Below are 20,937 nucleotides of genomic sequence, written 5' to 3' on the forward strand. Positions count from 1 at the left end.
GCTCTATGCGAGTGAGGAGGTGCATGTGGCAGCGTCTCCTTCCCCCGCTTGCGGGGGAAGGCCGGGATGGGGGACAGCGACGTCGATCAAATCACACTTCTTCGCTGAACTGCGGAACCGGGTTGCGGAAGGTGCGGGTCACAAAGGCGAGGTAAATAATACCAATCGCTGCCCACACCAGCCCGAGCACCATGGAGGTCTCTTCCAGGTTAATCCACAACGCCCCCACCGTCAGGGCACCCATTACCGGCAGCACCAGATAGTTGATGTGATCTTTCAGCGTCTTGTTACGCTTCTCACGGATCCAGAACTGCGCAATCACCGACAGGTTTACAAAGGTGAACGCCACCAGCGCACCGAAGTTAATCAGCGCAGTTGCGGTTACCAGGTCGAAGTTGATCGCCATCAGCGCGACCGCACCCACCAGCAGCACGTTCAGTGACGGCGTGCGGTATTTCGGGTGCACGAAGCCAAAGAAACGCTGCGGGAACACGCCATCGCGGCCCATCACGTACATCAGACGTGAAACGCCTGCGTGCGCGGCCATACCGGATGCCAGCACCGTCACCACCGAGAAGATCAGGATACCAATTTGCAGCGCTTTACCCGCCACGAACAGCATGATCTCTGGCTGTGAAGAGTCCGGATTCTGGAAACGCGAGATGTCCGGGAAGTACAGCTGCAGGAAGTAAGAAACACCGATAAAGATCACACCACCAATCAGCGCGGTGAGGAAAATCGCGCGCGGGATCGTGCGTTCAGCATCTTTGGTCTCTTCTGACAGCGAACTGATACCGTCAAAGCCAAGGAACGAGAAGCAGAGAATGGTCGCACCGGTAATCATCGGTACTACGTGCGCATTCTCAGACCAGAACGGTCTGCTGCTGGTCAATGTCCCCTCGCCAACACCGTGTGCCACACCGTAAACCACCATACCGGTAATCACTACCATCACTACCACTTGCAGCACCACGATCACGCTGTTGAAGTTGGCAACGGTTTTGATTCCACGCAGGTTGGAGATGGTCATAAAGGCCACCAGCAGCACCACGAAAATCCACGACGGAATGCCCGGCACCAGCGTCTCAAAGTAGCTTTTCGCCAGCAGGATGTTGATCATCGGCATGAACAAGTAGTCCAGCAGTGATGACCAGCCAACCATAAAGCCGACGTGCGGACTGATTGCCTTCTGAGCATAGGTGTAAGCGGAGCCCGCAGATGGGAAGCGGCGTACCAGCTTGCCGTAGCTCACGGCAGTAAACAGAATCGCGATCAGGGCGAAAGCATAAGCGGTGGCGACGTGGCCGTCGGTCAATCCAGACACGATACCAAAAGTATCAAACAGGGTCATTGGCTGCATATACGCCAGGCCCATCATGACAACCGGGATCAGGGTCAGAGATTTTTTCAGGTGTGCACGCTGAGGTGCGGCAGAGGTGTTAAGCGACATTGTTCAGGCCCCCGCAGACGACAACCGCGATCGGTTGGGCTACAGGGCTACTGCGCAATTTGCTGCAGTGAGAAGTGATATTAGTGTTTACGATTGTCGCGGCGCCGTAGTCATCACGGAAGCGAGAACCAGCCTGCGCTGGTGCAATGTTAAACAGTCCCATCTTTGTTTTCCTCAAATCTCACGCACAAGCGTGTTTGTCAGTATCTATCTATCCGGATGCGTGTCCGGCCTCGTGTGAATGTCAGTGAGTACATCATGCAAAAAAATAACCGACGCGGTTAACGTCGGTTAGTTCTCATTTTGCAGGGCGCGTATTTTGCCCCAACTTATGCCATCGGCACAAGACGTTAGATCAATTCTTCCGGCACTCAGGCATTCTTGAGCATCCAGTCGATTTCCGTCGAGGTGATTAAGCGCTCAAACTGCATCAGTTCGTACTGTTTGCAGCTGTGCCACACCCCGCTGAAACGCTCGCCCAGCAGCTTTTGCAGCGGATAGCTATTCTCAAATTCATACAGTGCATCACTCTGCCGAATCGGTAATGCCAGCCCTTCTGCTTCATGTCCATTGCCCTGCACCGCATGCGGTAAAGGTAGCTGATTATCCAGACCGTGCAAAATACCGGCAAGAATTGTTGACACCACCAGATAGGGATTTGCATCCGCACCGGCCACGCGATACTCGATGCGATGGTTATCCGCATCGCCACAAGGCACACGCAGCGCAACCGTGCGGTTGTTGTGTCCCCATGACGCCTGTAGCGGTACATAGGCTTCCGGCAGGAAGCGGCGATAAGCGTTCACATTCGGCGCCAGCAACGCCATTGAAGCCGGCATTAAATCGATCATGCCCGCCAGCGCCCGTTTCATCAGCGGTGAATCGCTGCCGTCATCAAGCGCAAAGGCGTTGTGATCGGCGGCATCCAGCATGCTGATGTGCACATGCATGCCGCTGCCTGCGTACTCTTCATAAGGCTTGGCCATGAAAGTGGCGGTCATGCCGTGATTTTCCGCCACCTGACGCACCAGCCGTTTCAGCTGAATAGCGTGATCGCAGGCTTTTAACACGTCACGTGTGTGATGCAGGTTGATTTCGAACTGGCCGGGCGAGGCTTCCGCCAGCGCGCCATCGGCGGGAATGCCTTGCAGCTTGGCCAGATGGTCGATGTCCCGCAGTACGTCGGCGAAGTGATCAAGGTTATCCACCGAATACACCTGGCTCTGCATATTGCGTTCGTCACTGCCCGGCGAGCACGGCGGCTGAATGAAGCCCTCCGCATCACGCTTTTTATCCACCAGATAGAACTCCAGCTCTACCGCTACCACCGGGAACAATCCTCGATTACGCAGCTGTTGCCACAGTCGATTGAGGACATTACGGGGTTCAACGTCAAAGGGAGTGCCATCTTGGTTACACATGGTCAGCAACAGCTGAGCGATGTGCGTGGGATCGGCGGCAGAAGGAATTAAGGTGCCGGGCACCGGCATGCAGAGGTGGTCGGGTTCGCCCAGTGACTGACCCAGTCCGGCGTCTTCGACGGTGTTACCGAGAATATCCATAGCGAAAACCGAGGCCGGGAAGTAACACCCTTTTTCCAGTTTTGCCAATGCGGAGATGGGAATGCGTTTACCGCGAAATACCCCATTTAAATCATTAAGAAGAATATCGACATACTGCGTTTCAGGATGGCGTTCCAGCCAGGTTTTGACCTCCAGCTGGAACGCGCTTGTTCGCTTCTCTTCACTGTGTCGCGTGAAGTCTTCTACTTCTACGAGGTTCGTCATGATCCCACCCGCCCTTTACCGTTTAATATTGGTGCGCGCAATGCTCAAAATAACAGCCACTCCATTAACATAGCGCTAACGCAAAAAGTGTGCAAATGTAACAATTCTGTTTGAGGAATGAACGATCGGTTGCTAGATTGACAAAATATTGCACACTTTTAAGGCCAGCCGCGCATTTTCGGCGAAAATATTGAACAGCAACGCGGAGACGTTATGGGCATTATTTTTGACAAGCCCTTGATTGGCGTAGTGATGTGCCAGAATTTTATTGGCAGCCACGCAGGGCAAACCGTTCACAACAAATATCTCGACGCTATCGTGCTTGCCGGTGGCGTGCCGCTGCCCTTGCCGCATCAACTGATGCAGGCACCTCATCTATTAGAAAACAGTATGACCGTGCTGGATGGCATTTTGCTGACCGGCAGCCCCAGCAACATCGAGCCCTGGCATTATGGCGCAGACGGTATAGAGGCGCATGCCGATCCGGCGCGCGATCGCCTCGCCTTTGGGCTCATCACCCATGCGATGGGTAAAAAGATGCCGATGTTCGGTATCTGTCGCGGTTTGCAGGAGCTGGTGGTCGCTAATGGCGGTGCGCTGCATCGCCAGCTGCATATGACACATCTGTTTCAGGAGCACCGTGAAAATGACGCGCTGCCGCTGGATGAGCAATACGCGCCGGCACATACTGTGCAGCCAGAAGTGGATGGCATGCTGAGCCAACTGCTCGGCAGCGCCGAACCTTTTGCGGTCAACTCGCTGCACGGGCAAGGCATCCGCGAAACCGGTCCACAGCTGCGTATCGAAGCACGCGCGCCTGACGGGCTGGTTGAAGCCGTAAGCCTGCCAAAGCACCCTTTCGCCCTTGCGGTGCAATGGCATCCGGAATGGCACTCCGAACGTGATCCGGTCTCGCGCCGTCTGTTTGAGGCCTTTATCCACGCCGCGGTCTGTTATCACAAGGAAAAACAGCCATGAATGATGCCACTCTGGCACCCGGACGTCGCTTATCGCAGATCCGGCAGGAGTTGGGATTGTCTCAGCGTCGCGTCGCTGAGTTATCAGGTTTAACGCACAGCGCCATTAGCACCATTGAACAGGACAAAGTGAGCCCGGCCGTCAGCACCTTACAGAAGCTGCTGAAAGTTTACGGGCTTTCGCTCTCAGAGTTTTTCTCCGAACCCAAAATCAATGCCACGCCGCGGGTGATTGTGCGCCCGGAAGAGTGCGTGGAGATCGGCAGCCTTGGCGTATCGCTGATGCTGATCGATAACGGTGCCGCACGACGCGCGCTGGCGATGCTACTGGAGCGTTATGAACCCGGCGCCAGCACCGGCGAGAAGTTACGCCATCCCGGCGAGGAAACCGGCACCGTGCTGGAAGGGGAAATCATGCTGGTGGTCAACGGCCAGAGTTACCATCTCTATCGCGGTGAAAGCTATGTGATTGATACCGGCTTGCCGCACAGTTTTACCAATACCTCAGATCAGCCGTGTCGCATTGTTAGCGCGCATACGCCCGCCAATTTCTAAGGTTTCGCGCTTAAGGAGGATGTCATGCAACATGTGGGAAGTTATTACGCCGCTACCGCCAACGCCCATGAGCCGTGGCCGGAGCTGCAAGAGTCAGTGCAGTGCGATGTCTGCATCATTGGCGGCGGCTTTACCGGGCTCTCGTCCGCGCTGTTTCTCACCGAAGCCGGTTACGACGTGGTGCTGCTTGAAGCGGCGAAAATCGGCTTTGGCGCCAGCGGCCGCAATGGCGGCCAGGTCGTCAACTCCTACAGCCGCGACGTGGATGTGATTGAGCAGCGCTACGGCAAACAGACCGCACAAATGCTTGGCAGCATGATGTTTGAAGGCGCGGAGATCATTCGCGACCGCATCGACCGTTACGCTATCGCCTGCGACTATCGCCCCGGCGGCATTTTCGCCGCACTGAATCAGCGGCAAATGGGCCATCTGCGCAGCCAAAAAGCCCTTTGGGCACGCTACGGCAATCACGATTTAGAGCTGCTCGACGAACGCGGTATTCGGCGCGAAGTGGCGACCGATCGCTACGTCGGCGGCTTACTCGATAAGCGCGGTGGGCATCTGCATCCGCTTAATCTCGCATTGGGCGAAGCCGAAGCGATTCGTCGTCACGGCGGGCGCATTTATGAGCAGTCGGCGGCGATTGAAGTGAAATACGGCGCACCGCATCGCATAAAAACTGCTAAGGGCGAAGTCAGCGCCACTTTCGTGATTTTTGCCGGTAACGCTTATTTGCCGTCACAGCTTGAACCGCGCCTGACAGGCAAAAGCATGCCGTGCGGTTCGCAGATCGTCACCACCGAACCTTTAACGCGCGATCAGGCGCTGGGTTTGCTGCCGAACAATTACTGCGTTGAAGATTGTAACTATCTGCTCGACTACTTCCGCCTCACCGCCGATAACCGCCTGCTCTACGGCGGCGGCGTAGTGTATGGCGCACGCGAGCCGGATGATATCGAAGCGCTGATTCGCCCTAAGCTGCTGCGCACCTTTCCGCAGCTGCGTGACATCAAAATCAGCCACCGCTGGAGCGGCAATTTCCTGCTCACGCTATCGCGCATGCCGCAGTTTGGGCAGGTGGAGAAGAATGCGTTCTTTATGCAGGGCGACAGCGGACACGGCGTGACCTGTACCCATCTTTCAGGGAAGTTGATTGCTGAAGTGCTGCGTGGGCATGCCGAGAGATTTGATGCGTTCGCAAAATTGCCGCATCTGCCGTTTCCAGGTGGGAGACGGTTTAAGGTGCCGCTTACCGCGATGGGAGCGGCGTGGTATGCGTTAAGGGATCGGTTTGGGGTTTAATCTGCTGCGCGCTGATGCCCTCACCCCGGCCCTCTGCTACGGGAGAGGGAGCAAAAGATTCCCTCGCCCGCCTGCGGGAGAGGGTTAGGGTGAGGGGAAATCACTCCAGCGGCATTTTCATCGGGTCATCATACGTATACTCAAACCCCAGCTCACTCGCGATCTTCGAGCCATCAATCACCTTGCCGTTAGAACGCTCCGGCTCAGCGACAAACGTCGGTGGCTCAAGCCCCAGCTGCTTCGAAACGCTGGGATAGAAACTGTCGCGCGACGGATGTTTCGAGGCACACAAATTGTAAACATGCCCGCCTTTCGGGGTTTGCAACAGCAGCACAATCGCATCCACCACATCATCGAGATGCACCAGATTGACCGCATGACCGCCGTTTTCCAGCCCGGTTTTGCCCGCAAGAAAACGCCCCGGATGACGATTCGGCCCCACTAATCCCGCGAGACGCACAATGTCTACGCTGGTACCGGGCAGATCGTGCAGCCAGTTCTCCAGCTCCACTAACGTCTTGCCGGCGACGGTTTCCGGCTGCAGCGGACTGCTCTCTTTCATTACGCCCTCACCGCTGCCGTACACTGAGGTTGAGCTGGTGAAAATAATGCGCGGCACTTTCTTCGCCAGCGCGGTATCCACCACGTTCTGCACCGCCTGCATGTAATCTTCACCGCCTTTCACCGTGCGGCTGGCAGGTAACGTCACCACCAGCGCATCGACTGCCATCAGCGTATCTAACTCTTCGGCTTCACACTCCAGTTCGGGGGTCAGCACCAGCTGGAAGGCTTCAATGCCACAGCGGCGTGCGGCGTCCACGCCATCCGGCGAGGTTTTACTGCCGGTGACCTGCCAGCCGCGTGCCGTTAGCGCCATCGCCAGCGGCATACCCAGCCATCCCAGACCTACAATCGCGACCTTTTTCATATCGACTCCTGCTATGGGCTCACACTTCATCTTAGTGCGGGTAGATGTGCCAAACCAGCGCAAACTGTTTCGGGAGATTCCGGAAATTGACGGTTAAAAAAGGGTTGCCAATTGTCACCATCTTCGTTAGGTTATTCAGCACGCAAATGAATACTCATTCAGCAACGGAATTTACTATGACACGCGTTCAGTTCAACCACCATCATCACCATCACCCTGACTAGTCTTTCAGGCGATGTGTGCTGGGAGACGATTAGGATCTTCCAGTGGTGCGAACGCAAAGAGAGCCCCCGGAAGATCATCTTCCGGGGGTTTTTTTATGGGCGAACGCCAACCAACACGTTCAGACAGGATTGAATAAGAGGACAGGAACCATGTTAGATAACACCCGTATTCGCATAGCTATGCAGAAATCTGGCCGTTTAAGTGATGAATCACGCGAACTGCTGGCACGCTGCGGTATCAAAATTAACCTTCAGCAGCAGCGTCTGATTGCGTTTGCGGAGAACATGCCGATCGACATCCTGCGTGTGCGCGATGACGATATCCCTGGCCTGGTAATGGATGGCGTGGTCGATCTCGGTATCGTCGGTGAAAACGTGCTGGAAGAGGAGCTGCTGAATCGCCGTGCTCAGGGCGAAGATCCGCGTTACTTCACGCTGCGTCGTCTGGATTTCGGCGGTTGTCGCCTGTCGCTGGCGATGCCGGTTGATGAAGAGTACACCGGCCCGCAATGCCTGAATAACGCACGCATCGCCACCTCTTATCCACACCTGCTGAAGAAATACCTCGATAAACAAGGCGTCGCCTTTAAATCCTGCCTGCTGAACGGATCGGTTGAAGTCGCACCACGCGCGGGTCTGGCCGATGCGATTTGTGACCTGGTTTCAACCGGTGCCACGCTGGAAGCCAACGGCCTGCGCGAAGTGGAAGTGATCTACCGCTCTAAAGCGGTGCTGATTCAGCGCGATGGCGAACTGCCGGCCGCCAAGCAAGAGCTGGTCGACAAAATGATGACGCGTATTCAGGGCGTAATTAAAGCGCGTGAATCCAAATACATCATGCTGCACGCGCCAAGCGAGCGCCTGGATGAAGTGATTGCGCTGCTGCCGGGCGCTGAGCGTCCAACCGTGCTGCCGCTGGCCGGCGATGTGAGCCGCGTGGCGATGCACATGGTGAGCAGCGAAACGCTGTTCTGGGAAACCATGGAAAAGTTGAAGTCGCTGGGTGCCAGCTCGATCCTCGTGCTGCCAATTGAAAAAATGTTGGAGTAATACGATGAGCACGCTGATGACACCCATTGATTGGCAGCAATGCAGCGCAGAGCAGCAGCAAGCGCTGCTGATGCGTCCGGCGATTTCGGCTTCAGAAACTATCAGCCAGATCGTGCGCGACGTGTTAGTTAATGTGAAAGAGAGCGGCGATACGGCGCTGCGTGAATTTAGCGCGCGCTTCGATAAAGCGCAGGTGGATAACCTGCGCGTCAGCGCTGAAGAGATGCAAGCGGCCAGCGATCGTTTGAGTGACACACTGAAGCAGGCGATGGCCGTGGCCGTGAGTAATATCGAGACTTTCCACAACGCGCAGGTTCTGGCGGAAGTGGATGTGGAAACCCAGCCTGGTGTGCGCTGCCAGCAGATTACCCGTCCGGTGAAATCGGTGGGTTTGTACATTCCTGGCGGTTCCGCCCCGCTGTTCTCAACCGTATTGATGCTGGCGACACCGGCACGCATCGCCGGTTGCGGTCGCGTGGTGCTGTGCTCGCCGCCGCCAATTGCCGATGAAATTCTTTACGCGGCACAGCTGTGTGGCGTGAAAGAGGTGTTTCAGGTGGGCGGTTCACAAGCCATCGCCGCCCTCGCCTTCGGCACCGAAACCGTGCCGAAAGTGGACAAAATTTTTGGCCCTGGCAACGCCTACGTCACCGAAGCCAAACGTCAGGTTAGCCAGCGTTTAGATGGCGCGGCAATTGATATGCCAGCCGGTCCATCGGAAGTGCTGGTGATCGCCGATGAAGGCGCCACGCCCGCATTCGTGGCATCTGATTTGCTGTCGCAGGCGGAACACGGCCCGGATTCGCAGGTAATTCTGCTGACGCCATCGCTGCAACTGGCCGAAGGCGTGGCGCAAGCGGTTGAAGAGCAACTGGCGCAGCTGCCGCGTGCGGCTACCGCGCGTCAGGCGTTAGCGAGCAGCCGCCTGATTGTGCTGCGCGATTTGGAGCAGTGCATCGAGATCTCCAACCTGTACGGCCCGGAGCACCTGATCATTCAGACGCGTCAGCCGCGCGATCTGGTCGAAAGCATCACCAGCGCCGGTTCGGTATTCCTTGGCGACTGGTCCCCGGAATCGGCGGGCGATTACGCGTCCGGCACTAACCACGTGCTGCCGACCTACGGCTACACCGCGACCTGTTCCAGCCTTGGCCTGGCCGATTTCCAGAAACGTATGACGGTGCAAGAGCTGACGCCGCAAGGCTTCCTCAATCTTGCCGCGACGATTGAAACGCTGGCCGCCGCCGAGCAGCTGGAAGCCCACAAAAATGCCGTTACCCTGCGTGTTGCCGCGCTAAAGGAGCAAGCATGAGCCTGAATATTGAAGAGTTAGCGCGCGCCAACGTGCGAGCGTTGACGCCGTATCAATCGGCGCGTCGTCTGGGTGGTAACGGTGATGTGTGGCTGAATGCCAACGAATTCCCGCTGCCGGTGCCGTTTGAGCTGTCGCAGCAGACGCTGAACCGCTATCCGGAATGCCAGCCAAAGATTGTCATTGAGCGCTACGCCGCTTACGCCGGTTTAACGCCGGAGCAGGTTCTGGTGAGCCGCGGTGCGGATGAAGGTATCGAACTGCTGATGCGCGCGTTTTGCGAGCCGGGCAAAGATGCGATTCTGTTCTGCCCGCCAACCTACGGCATGTACAGCGTCAGCGCCGAAACCATCGGCATCGAATACCGCACCGTGGCGGCACTCGATGACTGGCAGCTGAACTTGCCGGCAATTGCTGACCAGCTCGACGGCGTGAAAGTCGTCTATATGTGCAGCCCGAACAATCCGACCGGCAACCTGATCAATCAGGATGACATCCGCGAATTGCTGGCGATGACCGCCGGTAAAGCGCTGGTGGTGGCCGATGAAGCCTATATCGAGTTCTGCCCGGACGCGACGCTGGCGGGCTGGCTGCAGGAATATCCGCACTTAGTGATTCTGCGCACGCTGTCTAAAGCCTTTGCGCTGGCCGGTTTGCGCTGCGGCTTCACCCTCGCGAACAAGCCGGTGATCGATCTGCTGATGAAGGTGATTGCGCCCTATCCGCTGGCGACGCCGGTAGCGGATGTGGCTGGACAAGCGCTGAGCGAGCAAGGCATTGCGCTCATGCGTCAACACGTTGCCGAGTTGAACGCCAATCGTGCCTGGCTGTTTGAGCAGTTGCCGCAGATAAGCGTGGTGCAGCAGGTGTTCCCGAGTGAAACCAACTATATTCTGGCGCGCTTCACTGATTCGCCAAAAGTGTTTAAAACGCTGTGGGATCAAGGCATTATTCTGCGCGACCAAAACAAAAACCCCGGCCTTGCGGGATGCTTGCGCATCTCCATCGGCACCCGTGAAGAGTGCGAGCGCCTGATCGCCGCGCTGCAAGCCTTATCAGTGGAGCAAGCATGAGTCAGAAGATCCTTTTTATCGACCGCGACGGCACCATCATTTCTGAGCCACCCACTGATTATCAGGTGGATCGCATGGAGAAGCTGGCGTTTGAGAAGAACGCCATTCCGGCGCTGCTGGCGTTGCAGGCAGCGGGCTATCAGCTGGTGATGATCACCAATCAGGATGGCCTCGGCACCGACAGCTTCCCGCAGGCCGATTTTGACGGCCCGCACAACCTGATGATGCAGATTCTCCACTCACAAGGCGTGAATTTCAGCGACATCCTGATCTGCCCGCATATGCCGGAAGATAACTGCGATTGCCGCAAGCCGAAGACCAAAATGGTGGAAGCCTGGCTGGCCGCCGGTGCGCTCGATACCGCCAACAGCTACGTGATTGGCGATCGTCTCACTGATATTCAGCTGGCGCAGAACATGGGCATTCAGGGCCTGCGTTACGGCGCGGAAGGCGAAGATTGGGATGCGATTCAGGCGCGCCTGACCCAGCGCGATCGTTACGCGCTGGTGCAACGCAACACCAAAGAGACGCAGATCAAAGTCGAAGTGTGGCTGGATCGTGAAGGCGGCAGCAAAATTAACACCGGCGTCGGCTTCTTCGATCACATGCTGGACCAGATTGCGGTGCACGGCGGCTTCCGCATGAACATCGATGTGAAAGGCGATCTCTACATCGACGATCACCACACCGTGGAAGATACCGGCCTGGCGCTCGGCGAAGCGCTGCTGAAAGCGCTGGGCGACAAACGTGGCATCGGCCGTTTCGGCTTTGTGCTGCCCATGGATGAGTGCCTGGCACGCTGCGCGCTGGATATCTCCGGCCGTCCGCACATCGAATTCAAAGCCGAGTTCAGCTACCAGCGCGTGGGCGATCTCAGCACCGAGATGGTCGAGCACTTCTTCAGCTCCCTCTCTTACGCGATGATGAGCACGCTGCACCTAAAAACCAAAGGCCGCAACGATCACCATCGTGTGGAAAGCCTGTTCAAAGCCTTTGGCCGCACGCTGCGCCAGGCGATCCGCGTGGAAGGCAACACCTTGCCGAGCTCGAAAGGAGTGCTGTGATGAACGTGGTGATCCTCGATACCGGCTGCGCCAACCTGTCTTCAGTGAAGTGGGCGATTGAACGCCTCGGCTATACGCCGCAGGTGAGCCGCGACCCGGATGTGGTGCTGCATGCCGACAAGCTGCTGCTGCCCGGCGTGGGCACCGCGCAGGCGGCGATGAATCAGCTGCAGGAGCGCGATCTCATCGACTTAATCAAAGCCTGTACTCAGCCGGTGCTCGGTATTTGCCTCGGCATGCAGCTGCTCGGTCGCGGTAGCGATGAGAATGGCGGCGTCACCACGCTCGGCCTGGTTGATGAGCCCGTCACGCTGATGGACACGCAGGATTTACCGCTGCCGCACATGGGCTGGAACCAGATCACCGCTAAAGCCGGCCATCATCTGTTCCGCGACATTCCCGATGGCAGCTACTTCTACTTCGTGCACAGCTACGCCATGCCGGTGAATACCGCCACTATCGCCCAGTGCGATTACGGCTATCCGTTCACCGCTGCCCTGCAGAAAGATAACTTCTTCGGCGTGCAGTTCCACCCGGAGCGTTCGGGCAAAGCCGGCGCGCAGCTGCTGAAAAATTTCCTGGAGATGTGATGATTATCCCCGCATTAGATTTAATCGACGGCAAAGTGGTGCGCCTGCATCAGGGCGATTACGGCCAGCAGCGCGATTACGGTAGCGATCCGCTGCCGCGTTTACAGGATTACCAACGCCAGGGTGCAGAAGTGCTGCATCTGGTGGATTTGACCGGCGCGAAAGATCCGGCCAAACGTCAGATTCCCCTGCTCACCACCTTACTGCGCGGCGTGACCGTGCCGGTGCAGGTCGGCGGCGGCATCCGCCATCGCGATGATGTGGCGGCGCTGCTGGCAGCGGGTGCCACGCGCGTGGTGGTCGGTTCCACCGCGGTGAAGCAACCGGAAGAAGTCAAAAGCTGGTTTAACGAGTTTGGCGCCGACGCCATTGTGCTGGCATTAGATGTGCGCATTGATGCCAACAACCGCAAAGAGGTGGCGATCAGCGGCTGGCAGGAAGCGGCGGGCGTGACGCTGGAAGAGGTGATTGGCTGGTATCAGCCGGTTGGCCTCAGGCATGTGTTGTGCACTGACATTTCGCGCGACGGTACGCTGAGCGGATCCAACGTCGCGCTGTATAAAGAAGTGTCTGCGGCCTTCCCTGACATCGCCTTCCAGTCTTCAGGCGGCATCGGTTCGCTGGATGACATCGCGGCGTTACGCGGCAGCGGCGCACAGGGCGTGATCGTTGGTCGCGCGTTACTGGAAGATAAATTCACGGTGGCGGAGGCAATCGCATGCTGGCAAAACGGATAATTCCTTGTCTCGATGTGCGTGACGGGCAAGTGGTGAAAGGCGTTCAGTTCCGCAACCACGAAATCATCGGCGACATCGTGCCGCTGGCGCAGCGTTATGCGCAGGAAGGTGCGGACGAGCTGGTGTTCTACGATATCACCGCCTCATCGGATGGCCGCGTCGTGGACAAAAGCTGGGTGTCGCGCGTGGCGGAAGTGATCGATATTCCATTCTGCGTGGCAGGCGGCATTAAGAGCGAAGAAGACGCGGCGCGCATTCTGCAGTTTGGTGCCGACAAGATTTCCATCAACTCGCCGGCCTTAGCCGACCCGACGCTTATTACGCGCCTGGCCGATCGCTTTGGCGTGCAGTGCATCGTGGTGGGCATCGATACCTGGTTTGACGAAGTGAGCGGCAAATATCACGTCAATCAATATACCGGCGACGAAGCGCGCACCAAAGTGACCACGTGGGAAACCCTGGATTGGGTGCAGGAAGTGCAGAAGCTGGGCGCGGGTGAAATCGTCCTCAACATGATGAACCAGGATGGCGTGCGTAACGGCTACGATCTGGTGCAGCTGAAGAAAGTGCGCGATGTCTGCAAAGTGCCGCTGATCGCCTCCGGCGGCGCAGGCACCATGCCGCACTTCCTTGACGCCTTTGAGCAGGCGAACGTCGATGGCGCGCTGGCGGCTTCGGTGTTTCACAAACAAATTATCAATATCGGCGAGTTGAAAAACTTCCTGATCGACAACGGTGTGGAGATTCGCGCGTGTTAACTGCAGAACAACTGGCCAGGCTGGATTGGGTCAAAACCGCGGGCATGATGCCCGTTATCGTCCAGCACAACGTTTCCGGCGAAGTGCTGATGCACGGTTATATGAACGAAGAAGCGCTGCAAAAAACCCTCAGTGAGGGCAACGTCACCTTCTTCTCACGCACCAAAAACCGTTTATGGACCAAAGGCGAAACCTCTGGCCACTTCCTGCAAGTGGCGAGCATTACGCCGGACTGCGACAACGACACGCTGTTGGTGCTGGCCAATCCGATTGGCCCAACCTGCCATCTCGGCACTTCCAGCTGCTTCTCACCGGCTGCGCCAGACTGGACGTTCCTCTATCAGCTCGAGCAGCTGCTGGCTTCGCGCAAAAGCGCCGATCCAGAGAGTTCGTACACCGCGAAGCTTTATGCCAGCGGCACCAAGCGCATCGCGCAGAAAGTGGGTGAAGAAGGCGTGGAAACGGCGTTGGCGGCAACGGTTAACGATCGTCACGAGCTGACCAATGAAGCGTCGGATTTGCTGTATCACCTGATGGTGCTGCTGCAGGATCAGGAGCTGGATTTGAGCACCATCATCAATAATCTGCGCGCGCGTCATAAATAGCAGATTGTGCAACATGCTGCTCAAAATTGGCTTTTCTGGCTAGTTTTGAGCAGCTTACTGCTCAAAACCCACGTTTAGATAATGGAGAACGCCATGACCACCCATGAAAAACTGATCGCCCTGCTCGACCAACATCAGGCGCGCTATCGCGTGATGGAGCATGAAGCGACCGGCAAGTGCGAAGCGGTGGCGGCGATTCGCGGAACTGAAGTTGGGCAAGGCGCGAAAGCGCTGGTGTGTCATGTAAAAGGCAACGGCATCAAGCAACATGTGCTGGCAGTGTTGCCTGCCGATCAGCAAGCGGATCTCAGTAAGGTTGCGGCAGCGGTTGGCGGTCGCCGTGCTTCGCTGGCCTCGCCTGCGGAAGTGGATACGCTGACCGGCTGCGTGTTCGGGGCTATTCCGCCGTTTAGCTTCCATCCTGATTTACAGCTGGTGGTCGATCCACTGCTGTTTGAACGCTATGACGAAATCGCCTTCAATGCCGGATTGCTGGAGCAATCGGTAGTGCTGAATGTAACGGATTATCAGGCGCTGCATAATGGTAACGTGATGAAAATAATCCTCTAATTGCCTTGCCAGGCCCTGAGCGGTACTCTTTCTGACTCAACATCACATCAAAAGAAGACCGATATTATGGCAAGTTCTCGTTTAACCGCCCGCCTGCGTCACACGCTGGCGCTGGCTGTGCTGGCAGGTTGCGCGTTTGGCGCACAGGCAAAAATTGATCAGGTGCGTTTCGCAGTGGATCCCACCTATCCTCCTTTCGAATCCAAGACGCCACAGGGCAAACTGGTTGGTTTTGATATCGACCTCGGTAATGCGCTGTGCCAGCAGATGCAGGCCAAATGCGTGTGGGTCGAGAGCCAGTTCGATGGCATGATCCCGGCGCTGAAAGCGCGCAAGTTTGACGCCATCCTGTCGGATATGGGCATCACCGAAGAACGTTTGAAGCAGATTGATTTCACCGTGCCGCTCTACGACACCCATACGCAGCTGATTGCGCGTAAAGGTTCTGGCTTGCTGCCAACTGCTGAATCGCTAAAAGGCAAAACCGTGGGCGTTGAGCAAGGCACCGTGCAGGAGCGTTATGCGCTGGCCAAATGGCAGCCGCATGGCGTGCAGGTTGTACCTTATGGCGATCAGGCACAAGTTGAGAGCGATTTGATTTCGGGTCGTCTTGATGTGGTGTTTACCGATGCTGCTCAAGCCGCCAATGGTTTCCTGAAACATCCGCAGGGCAAAGATTTCGAATTGGCCGGCCCGATTGTGCAGGACCCAATTATCGGTCCGGGCACCGCGATTGGTCTGCGTAAAGGCGACACCGAACTGAAAACCGCACTGGATAACGCGTTTGCCGAACTGAAGAAGAACGGCACTTTCGATAAAATTCAGAAACAGTACTTCGCGACGGACATCTCCATTCAGCAGTAATCTTTTGGGCGGCTTTTTTACCGCCCTTTTTGCACTCAGCACTATAATTCCATCAGAAAATGCATCTGGCGTCGCTGAAAGCGTGCCATGAATAAAGGACATCGATAGCGTTATGCAACAACAACATCATCCTCTATTAAGCGCCTCGCTGGGCACGCAACGCGAAATTGTCAGCTTCCACTTCGGCACCGATTCGCAGCAACGCGTCTATATTCAGGCTGCGCTGCACGGTGATGAACTGCCGGGTATGGCGGTGGCGTGGTACTTGAAACAGAAACTGCTGGCGCTGGAATCTGCTGGACAACTCAAAGCCAAAATCACATTGGTGCCGGTGGCCAATCCTTTAGCCATGGGACAGCATTGGCATGGTAGCCATTTGGGGCGTTTCCATACGTTATCAGGACAAGACTTTAACCGCCGCTTTCCGGCATTGGGTGAAGCCTTGGTTGAAGAACTCGCCGGCTCACTTACGCAGAGTGAATACGAAAATAAGCGCCTGATTAGGGAAGCGATTGATCGCCATTATCGTGACCGCATTGCCCGCACCGAACTGGATGCCCAGCGCTTTACGTTGATGCGTATGGCGAGCCAGGCCGATTTGATGATTGATTTGCATTGTGACTGGGATGCGCTGCCGCACCTCTACACCACGCCGCATGCCTGGCCGGACATTGAACCGCTGGCGCGTTGGTTAGGCAGTGAAGTGCAGTTGCTGGCGCAGATATCTGGAGGTGAACCGTTTGATGAAGCTTGCTGTGAACCGTGGCTGACGCTGGCAGAACGCTTTGGTGATGAGTATCCGATGCCGCGCGGCTTGCTGCCGGTGACGCTGGAACTACGCGGTGTCGCGGATGTATCGCCAGAGCTGGCGGAGAAAGATGCCGACGCGATTATCAATGCGCTGATTGAGGGCGGCTATATTGCCGGTGAAGTGGGTGAATCCCCTGCCCTGATTCATCCGGCGACGGCGCTAGCGGGATGTGAGTATATTCATGCGGCGCAATCTGGATTGGTGTTTTACCGACGTAATTTGGGCGAGTGGATTAAGGCTGGGGAAGTGGTGGCTGAGGTTGTTGATCCGATTACTGACCAGGTGATGCCGCTGGTTGCGGAGTTTGGTGGCGTGTTGTATGCGAGGAATTTGACCAAGTTTGTGACGGCGGGGATGTTGGTGGTGAGGCTGGCTGGTGAGAATGCTGGGAGACGTGGGGAATTATTGGTGGGATAAAAATAAGGCTTCCCGAAGGAAGCCTTAATGCTGTTAGTCCAGCCATTCGGTATGGAACACACCGTCTTTATCGATACGCTTGTAAGTATGCGCACCAAAGTAGTCACGCTGAGCCTGAATCAGATTCGCCGGCAGAACTTCTGAACGATAGCTATCGTAGTATGCAATAGCAGCAGAGAAGGTCGGCGTCGGAATACCGTTCTGAATAGCGTAAGACACTACATCACGCAGCGCCTGCTGGTACTCATCAGCGATATTCTTGAAGTATGGATCCAGCAGCAGGTTTGCGATGTCTGCATCATTAGCATAAGCATCAGTAATTTTCTGCAGGAACTGAGCACGGATGATGCAACCAGCGCGGAAAATCTTAGCAATCTCGCCGTAATGCAGATCCCAGTTGTTTTCTTCGGAAGCAGCACGCAGTTGAGAGAAGCCCTGAGCATATGAGACGATTTTGCCCAGGTACAATGCACGACGCACTTTTTCTACGAACTCAGCTTTATCTCCGGTAAAGGCTTTCGCCTGCGGGCCGCTGAGTACTTTGGAAGCTGCAACACGCTGGGTTTTCAGAGAAGACAAATAGCGGGCAAATACAGATTCGGTGATCAATGACAGTGGCTCACCCAGATCCAATGAGCTCTGGCTGGTCCATTTACCGGTGCCTTTATTAGCTGCTTCATCCAGAATGACATCAACCAGATATTTACCGTCTTCATCTTTCTTAGTGAAGATATCTTTGGTGATGTCGATCAGGTAGCTGCTCAGCTCACCATTGTTCCACTCTGTAAAGGTTTCGGCCAGCTCTTCGTTATTCAGGCCCAATGCACCTTTCAACAATGCATAAGCTTCTGCAATCAACTGCATGTCGCCGTATTCGATGCCATTGTGAACCATCTTCACATAGTGGCCTGCACCATTCGGACCGATGTAAGCCACACAGGCTTCGCCATCTTCCGCACGTGCTGCAATCTTATCCAGGATCGGTGCAACCAGCTCGTAAGCTTCTTTCTGGCCTCCAGGCATGATGGATGGGCCTTTCAGTGCGCCCTCTTCACCGCCGGAAACGCCGGTACCGATGAAATTGAAGCCTTGATCGGACAGCTCTTTGTTACGACGGATGGTGTCTTTATAGAAGGTGTTACCGCCATCGATCAGGATATCGCCCTTATCCAGATGAGGAGTAAGGGAAGCGATAGTTTTATCAGTTGCCTCACCTGCTTGTACCATCAGAAGAATGCGACGTGGTTTTTCCAGCGATTCAACAAACTTTTCAACAGTATAAAAAGGAGCGAGTTTCTTACTTTGGTTCTCAGCAATGACTTCATCAGTCTTTTCGCGCGAACGGTTGAAGATAGAAACAGTATAACCGCGGCTCTCAATGTTAAGAGCCAAGTTGCGGCCCATCACCGCCATACCTACAACACCGATTTGTTGCTTTGACATTATCTACTCCTGTCTGATGGTCAGATCACCATGCGCGGTTCGCTGGTGAACAATAGTGGCAATTATGTTAACTCAGTATTGCTATTAGCAGGTAGTGATTGATGCTATGAACGAGCAAACACCAAAAAACAAAAAATCAAATTATAACAATGACTTATAAAGTTCAACGTAGGAAGAAACCATTTTTTCACCCGTAAAATGTTCACGGTATCGTTGGTAAGCACGTTGACCAAATGACATTGCCATTTCGGTATTATTCCAAATTTTTTCAATTGCCATCGATAATTCGTGAGGATCTGAGGGAGGAACAACAAGGCCTGTTTGATTATGTATGTTGATCCATGATGTTCCTGTTCCTATTTCACTTGAAATAAGGGGTTTTCTAAACATAGCTCCTTCAAGCAGGGAGATACCAAATGCTTCTGAGCGTAGATGGGATGGGAAAACTATCGCATAGCAGAGGTGAAGCAAAGCAATTTTGTCAGCATCATTAAGAGCCCCCAAAAAGAAAATATTCTTTAAGCCCATTTGCTTAACTTGTGCTTCAAGTTGCTTTTGAATTGTGCCAGAACCCACGATAACAATGGGATAATCATGTTTCGCGTTGGCTTCGAGTAAGATATGCAATCCTTTATAATAACGTAGAGTACCAACAAATAAGAAGAAACGTTCGGGTAGCTTGGCTCTCCAGGAATCGATAACTAATGGATTAGGTAAAGAATAACCATCTTGATTAATTCCAATAGGAATAACATCAACTTTATTGAGGTATTTTTTTAAAACGGGGCTTGTTGCAACATAATTCGGAGAAGTTGCGATAATTTTGTCCACAGATGACATGAACTTGTGCATTAGTGGACTATATAGTTTAAGTAAGTTTTTTTGTCTTACGATATCTGAATGATAACTTACAACAGTAGGTTTTTGAACCTTGCAAAGAAAATGTACCATATCCATAAAAGGCCAAGGGAAATGATAATGGATGATATCCGCTTTTTCTGCTAATTGTTTAAAATGATTTAAAGCTTGAAGTGAAAATGGACTTGAGGCTATAGAAAAATTCGCATGAACCTTATAAGATTTATGCGAAGCAACACTAGTATCAAGATTAGTCGCCCCGTGAGTTAAAGAAAGCACGACTGAATCGATTTTATGTTCAAGAGCTCCTTCCGCTATTTGAAAAATGACTTGCTCGATACCACCAAAAGAATCAGGGTAGTAGGTTTTATAAAAATGCAGGACTTTTATCATAAAATATTTATTTCTGAGTAAATATCTACAGTTTCACGGGCACACTTTTCCCAGCTGAAACGTTTGGAATGAATAATTCCTCGGTCGATAGCAATTTTACGTTGTTCATCGGAGCTGATTGCAATTTCTAATTGTTTAGCAATACCCGACACATCGTTTGAGTCATGATAAAACGAGGATTCACCCGCGACCTCCGGTAATGATGAATTGTTTGAACACACTACAGGAACCCCAGATTGTAAGGCTTCAAGTACAGGTAAGCCAAATCCTTCATATTTGCTTGGGAAACAAAATACCCGACAAGCACTATAAAGCGGCGCAATATCATCATTAGGAACATAGCCTAAATAAACTAACCATCCTTCTCGCTGTGCCTTTTCAATTCTTGAAAGAATATCTTCATTTTTCCATCCCTTAAAACCACTTATGACTAGTGGGTATGTATGACGGATGTATATAGGTAAACTCTCATAAGCATCGATAAGTGATACAATGTTTTTTCTAGGTTCAATAGTTCCCACAAATAGCGAAAATCTTTGGTATTCTAACCCGTATTTTTTCATTATGTGCATCGTTTGCAACGCATCTCTTGGATGGAAACTCGAAGATGCAGCTAAATGCGTCGTTTTAATTTTTTCGTATGGAAAGTTGAAATGCTCAGCGAGTTCATTTTTTATATAATCAGACACGGTGATAATGTAATCACTCCGTTTAAGACCCTTTAATATCTCCTGCTGAGTATACTTGCATCTTTTAGGCTCGAAAAAAATAGGGTATTTGAAAGGACTAAGATCGTGAAAAGTAGTTATTTTTTTTCCTGCATGAGGAGGCAAAAAGAAGTTCGGACCATGATATATGTAGTCACTATAATGGGAAAGCACTCTTTTTTTTATAGCAGGAGATAGAGTTTGATATATTTTTATTGCAGCTGAGCTATTTTTCAGTAAGTTCTTGATGCCATGTGAAACGGTAACCTTTGCATTTTGATCTGGAATAGTGCCAACAATTTTTTTGCCGTCAAAGTAACAAAGACTATCAATTAGATTTAGTTTTTCTATACCTTTAGCTAATTCATACGTATAGCGTCCAATACCTGTCAGTGGATATTTAATTGGCTCAACAGAAATAATAACCTTCATAAATTCCTTAGAGGTAGGTTCAATCTACCT

21 protein-coding genes and 1 other annotated feature are annotated in these 20,937 nt (G+C 53.7%); of the genes, 15 read left to right on the forward strand and 6 right to left on the reverse strand.

Features of this window, described 5'->3' with window-relative positions; genetic code table 11:
- Positions 1-91: 91 nt before the first annotated feature.
- On the reverse strand, positions 92-1,450 hold the full coding sequence (locus PO881_RS12265) for an APC family permease (RefSeq protein WP_101763400.1): 1,359 nt from the start codon (positions 1,448-1,450) through the stop codon (positions 92-94).
- A gap of 371 nt (positions 1,451-1,821) precedes the next feature.
- Positions 1,822-3,240: a glutamine synthetase family protein gene (locus tag PO881_RS12270; protein WP_192234497.1), complete on the reverse strand. Its 1,419-nt coding sequence runs from the start codon at positions 3,238-3,240 to the stop codon at positions 1,822-1,824.
- Between the two features lie 210 nt (positions 3,241-3,450).
- Between PO881_RS12270 and puuD the strand changes: the two genes are divergently transcribed.
- Genes puuD through PO881_RS12285 form a run of 3 tightly spaced genes read left to right on the forward strand, consistent with a single transcriptional unit; the run spans position 3,451 to position 6,071 of the window.
- Positions 3,451-4,215, forward strand: coding sequence for a gamma-glutamyl-gamma-aminobutyrate hydrolase (gene puuD, locus PO881_RS12275; RefSeq protein WP_277973778.1), 765 nt, complete (start codon positions 3,451-3,453; stop codon positions 4,213-4,215).
- Positions 4,212-4,769: an HTH-type transcriptional regulator PuuR gene (gene puuR, locus PO881_RS12280; RefSeq protein WP_277973779.1), complete on the forward strand. Its 558-nt coding sequence runs from the start codon at positions 4,212-4,214 to the stop codon at positions 4,767-4,769. The genes puuD and puuR overlap by 4 nt, the downstream gene beginning before the upstream one ends.
- 24 nt (positions 4,770-4,793) lie before the next feature.
- Positions 4,794-6,071, forward strand: coding sequence for an FAD-binding oxidoreductase (locus PO881_RS12285; protein WP_137386093.1), 1,278 nt, complete (start codon positions 4,794-4,796; stop codon positions 6,069-6,071).
- 100 nt (positions 6,072-6,171) lie between these two features.
- Here PO881_RS12285 and PO881_RS12290 read toward each other — a convergent pair whose 3' ends face one another.
- Complete coding sequence (locus PO881_RS12290; RefSeq protein WP_277973780.1) at positions 6,172-6,999, reverse strand: SDR family oxidoreductase; 828 nt, start codon at positions 6,997-6,999, stop codon at positions 6,172-6,174.
- 176 nt (positions 7,000-7,175) lie between these two features.
- On the opposite strand from PO881_RS12290, the gene hisL reads away from it, so the two are divergent.
- The 12 genes from hisL to PO881_RS12350 all read left to right on the forward strand — a co-directional run bounded on the left by hisL (position 7,176) and on the right by PO881_RS12350 (position 17,074).
- A complete protein-coding gene (gene hisL / locus PO881_RS12295; protein ID WP_100396937.1) occupies positions 7,176-7,223 on the forward strand; it encodes a his operon leader peptide in 48 nt (15 codons plus the stop codon).
- Positions 7,199-7,320 (forward strand) — a sequence feature (His leader region). Its footprint overlaps the gene before it by 25 nt.
- Positions 7,321-7,373: 53 nt before the next feature.
- Entirely contained in the window at positions 7,374-8,273 is a 900-nt protein-coding gene (gene hisG, locus PO881_RS12300; protein ID WP_008104821.1) for an ATP phosphoribosyltransferase, read from the forward strand.
- A gap of 4 nt (positions 8,274-8,277) precedes the next feature.
- Positions 8,278-9,585 (forward strand): histidinol dehydrogenase, encoded by a 1,308-nt coding sequence (gene hisD / locus PO881_RS12305; protein WP_277973781.1) that lies wholly within the window; start codon positions 8,278-8,280, stop codon positions 9,583-9,585.
- Complete coding sequence (hisC, locus tag PO881_RS12310; protein WP_192411543.1) at positions 9,582-10,658, forward strand: histidinol-phosphate transaminase; 1,077 nt, start codon at positions 9,582-9,584, stop codon at positions 10,656-10,658. Before hisD ends, hisC begins: the two co-directional genes overlap by 4 nt.
- Positions 10,655-11,722: a bifunctional histidinol-phosphatase/imidazoleglycerol-phosphate dehydratase HisB gene (gene hisB / locus PO881_RS12315; protein ID WP_280171848.1), complete on the forward strand. Its 1,068-nt coding sequence runs from the start codon at positions 10,655-10,657 to the stop codon at positions 11,720-11,722. Before hisC ends, hisB begins: the two co-directional genes overlap by 4 nt.
- Positions 11,722-12,312 (forward strand): imidazole glycerol phosphate synthase subunit HisH, encoded by a 591-nt coding sequence (gene hisH / locus PO881_RS12320; RefSeq protein WP_280171849.1) that lies wholly within the window; start codon positions 11,722-11,724, stop codon positions 12,310-12,312. Before hisB ends, hisH begins: the two co-directional genes overlap by 1 nt.
- Positions 12,312-13,049, forward strand: a complete 738-nt coding sequence (hisA, locus tag PO881_RS12325; protein WP_101763388.1) for a 1-(5-phosphoribosyl)-5-[(5-phosphoribosylamino)methylideneamino]imidazole-4-carboxamide isomerase — start codon at positions 12,312-12,314, stop codon at positions 13,047-13,049. Before hisH ends, hisA begins: the two co-directional genes overlap by 1 nt.
- A complete protein-coding gene (hisF, locus tag PO881_RS12330; RefSeq protein ID WP_110866662.1) occupies positions 13,031-13,807 on the forward strand; it encodes an imidazole glycerol phosphate synthase subunit HisF in 777 nt (258 codons plus the stop codon). Before hisA ends, hisF begins: the two co-directional genes overlap by 19 nt.
- A complete protein-coding gene (gene hisIE / locus PO881_RS12335; protein WP_101763386.1) occupies positions 13,801-14,412 on the forward strand; it encodes a bifunctional phosphoribosyl-AMP cyclohydrolase/phosphoribosyl-ATP diphosphatase HisIE in 612 nt (203 codons plus the stop codon). Before hisF ends, hisIE begins: the two co-directional genes overlap by 7 nt.
- 93 nt (positions 14,413-14,505) lie before the next feature.
- Positions 14,506-14,982 carry a YbaK/prolyl-tRNA synthetase associated domain-containing protein gene (locus PO881_RS12340; RefSeq protein ID WP_280171850.1) on the forward strand — a complete coding sequence of 159 codons (477 nt, stop codon included), beginning with the start codon at positions 14,506-14,508 and terminating at the stop codon, positions 14,980-14,982.
- Positions 14,983-15,048: 66 nt separating this feature from the next.
- Positions 15,049-15,846 (forward strand): ABC transporter substrate-binding protein, encoded by a 798-nt coding sequence (locus PO881_RS12345; RefSeq protein WP_192411539.1) that lies wholly within the window; start codon positions 15,049-15,051, stop codon positions 15,844-15,846.
- Positions 15,847-15,958: 112 nt separating this feature from the next.
- A complete protein-coding gene (locus PO881_RS12350; RefSeq protein WP_280171851.1) occupies positions 15,959-17,074 on the forward strand; it encodes a M14 family metallopeptidase in 1,116 nt (371 codons plus the stop codon).
- Between the two features lie 33 nt (positions 17,075-17,107).
- On the opposite strand, the gene gndA is transcribed toward PO881_RS12350, so the two are convergent.
- From gndA to PO881_RS12365, 3 genes are all read right to left on the reverse strand, one after another.
- A complete protein-coding gene (gene gndA, locus PO881_RS12355; protein ID WP_280171852.1) occupies positions 17,108-18,517 on the reverse strand; it encodes an NADP-dependent phosphogluconate dehydrogenase in 1,410 nt (469 codons plus the stop codon).
- Between the two features lie 141 nt (positions 18,518-18,658).
- Positions 18,659-19,768 (reverse strand): glycosyltransferase family 4 protein, encoded by a 1,110-nt coding sequence (locus PO881_RS12360; RefSeq protein WP_280171853.1) that lies wholly within the window; start codon positions 19,766-19,768, stop codon positions 18,659-18,661.
- Complete coding sequence (locus PO881_RS12365; RefSeq protein WP_280171854.1) at positions 19,765-20,907, reverse strand: glycosyltransferase family 1 protein; 1,143 nt, start codon at positions 20,905-20,907, stop codon at positions 19,765-19,767. The genes PO881_RS12360 and PO881_RS12365 overlap by 4 nt, the downstream gene beginning before the upstream one ends.
- Between the last annotated feature and the right edge of the window lie 30 nt (positions 20,908-20,937).

Origin of the sequence: Pantoea sp. SS70 (assembly GCF_029866845.1) — a bacterium.
GTDB lineage: Bacteria > Pseudomonadota > Gammaproteobacteria > Enterobacterales > Enterobacteriaceae > Pantoea > Pantoea leporis.

What these genes read in the sequence shown, in the direction of transcription:
- PO881_RS12265 (WP_101763400.1), bottom strand. Translation starts at nt 1,450, where the DNA reads ATGTCGCTTAACACCTCTGCCGCACCTCAGCGTGCACACCTGAAAAAA.
- puuD (WP_277973778.1), top strand. Translation starts at nt 3,451, where the DNA reads ATGGGCATTATTTTTGACAAGCCCTTGATTGGCGTAGTGATGTGCCAG.
- puuR (WP_277973779.1), top strand. Translation starts at nt 4,212, where the DNA reads ATGAATGATGCCACTCTGGCACCCGGACGTCGCTTATCGCAGATCCGG.
- PO881_RS12285 (WP_137386093.1), top strand. Translation starts at nt 4,794, where the DNA reads ATGCAACATGTGGGAAGTTATTACGCCGCTACCGCCAACGCCCATGAG.
- PO881_RS12290 (WP_277973780.1), bottom strand. Translation starts at nt 6,999, where the DNA reads ATGAAAAAGGTCGCGATTGTAGGTCTGGGATGGCTGGGTATGCCGCTG.
- hisG (WP_008104821.1), top strand. Translation starts at nt 7,374, where the DNA reads ATGTTAGATAACACCCGTATTCGCATAGCTATGCAGAAATCTGGCCGT.
- hisD (WP_277973781.1), top strand. Translation starts at nt 8,278, where the DNA reads ATGAGCACGCTGATGACACCCATTGATTGGCAGCAATGCAGCGCAGAG.
- hisC (WP_192411543.1), top strand. Translation starts at nt 9,582, where the DNA reads ATGAGCCTGAATATTGAAGAGTTAGCGCGCGCCAACGTGCGAGCGTTG.
- hisB (WP_280171848.1), top strand. Translation starts at nt 10,655, where the DNA reads ATGAGTCAGAAGATCCTTTTTATCGACCGCGACGGCACCATCATTTCT.
- hisH (WP_280171849.1), top strand. Translation starts at nt 11,722, where the DNA reads ATGAACGTGGTGATCCTCGATACCGGCTGCGCCAACCTGTCTTCAGTG.
- hisA (WP_101763388.1), top strand. Translation starts at nt 12,312, where the DNA reads ATGATTATCCCCGCATTAGATTTAATCGACGGCAAAGTGGTGCGCCTG.
- hisF (WP_110866662.1), top strand. Translation starts at nt 13,031, where the DNA reads ATGCTGGCAAAACGGATAATTCCTTGTCTCGATGTGCGTGACGGGCAA.
- PO881_RS12340 (WP_280171850.1), top strand. Translation starts at nt 14,506, where the DNA reads ATGACCACCCATGAAAAACTGATCGCCCTGCTCGACCAACATCAGGCG.
- PO881_RS12345 (WP_192411539.1), top strand. Translation starts at nt 15,049, where the DNA reads ATGGCAAGTTCTCGTTTAACCGCCCGCCTGCGTCACACGCTGGCGCTG.
- PO881_RS12350 (WP_280171851.1), top strand. Translation starts at nt 15,959, where the DNA reads ATGCAACAACAACATCATCCTCTATTAAGCGCCTCGCTGGGCACGCAA.
- gndA (WP_280171852.1), bottom strand. Translation starts at nt 18,517, where the DNA reads ATGTCAAAGCAACAAATCGGTGTTGTAGGTATGGCGGTGATGGGCCGC.
- PO881_RS12360 (WP_280171853.1), bottom strand. Translation starts at nt 19,768, where the DNA reads ATGATAAAAGTCCTGCATTTTTATAAAACCTACTACCCTGATTCTTTT.
- PO881_RS12365 (WP_280171854.1), bottom strand. Translation starts at nt 20,907, where the DNA reads ATGAAGGTTATTATTTCTGTTGAGCCAATTAAATATCCACTGACAGGT.